This window comes from Alcanivorax sp. HI0044, from assembly GCF_001634945.1.
The window spans coordinates 1-1,021 of the sequence record NZ_LWEZ01000368.1 but is presented as its reverse complement, the minus strand read 5'-3'; the positions used below and the strand labels follow the sequence as shown (position 1 = coordinate 1,021).

Annotated in this window: 1 protein-coding gene and 1 pseudogene; both read left to right on the top strand. The window is 64.3% G+C overall.

All coding sequences use genetic code 11. From position 1 onward, the window contains the following. A pseudogene (locus A3730_RS31030) lies at positions 1-408 on the top strand (primosomal protein N'); the annotation flags it as partial. Between the two features lie 142 nt (positions 409-550). Beyond that, the coding region (gene argS / locus A3730_RS04460; RefSeq protein ID WP_082872256.1) for an arginine--tRNA ligase at positions 551-1,021 on the top strand (471 nt) is incomplete at its 3' end.

The window sequence follows — 1,021 nt, the reverse complement described above, 5'->3', positions numbered from 1 at the left end:
GTCATCCTGCAAAGCCGCCACCCGGACCACCACCTGCTGCAACTGGCCGCCAGTGGCGACTATCCGCAACTGGCCACCACGTTGCTGGAAGAACGACAGATGGCCGGCCTGCCCCCCCATGGCCACCTGGCCCTGTTCCGCTGCGAAGCCATGGCCATGGGCACCGCCATGAACTTCCTGCAGCAGCTCAGCACCATTACCGTGCCGCCGGATGTCCATATTCTTGGCCCAATTCCAGCCCCCATGGAAAAACGCGCCGGCCGCTTCCGTACCCAGTTACTGCTGCAATGCGCCCAGCGCGCGCCCCTGCACCAGGCCCTGAACCTGTTACTGGAGCAGGCCCGCAAGCTCCCCGAAGGCCGCCAGTGCCGCTGGCACCTGGATGTGGATCCGATCGACATGCTGTGACAACGCCACACGTAGCACGCGACATGCACCACGCCGGAGCCCCGCATGGTGCGTGTTGCGTGAAGCGTGCTGCGAATCCTCGCCTTTTCCCGTACAATCGCCGGCCAGTCAAACGGCCCAGAGCCCTCCACAAAAGAATGTCATGAAAGAACGCCTGATATCCCTCATTGAAAGCGCCCTGGACACCCTGATCGACGACGGCACCCTGCCCGCCGACGCCAAGCGTCCGGTGCAAATCGACCGCACCAGGGACAAGAGCCACGGCGACTTTGCCACCAACATCGCGCTGATGCTGGCCAAACCCGCCGGCATGAAGCCCCGCGACCTGGCAGAAAAGCTGATTGCCGCCCTGCCCAGCGACAGCGCCGTGGCCAAGGTGGACATTGCCGGGCCCGGTTTTATCAATTTCTTCCAGGCGGACGACTGGCTCACCGGCTTGCTGGAGTCCGCCCTGGCCGACGACTTTCTCGGCATTGACCGGCCACAGCAGCCCCAGACCGTGGTGGTGGACTACTCCTCCCCCAACCTGGCCAAGGAAATGCACGTGGGCCACCTGCGCTCCACCATCATCGGCGACGCGGTGGTGCGCACCCTGGAGTTTCTCGGCCACACC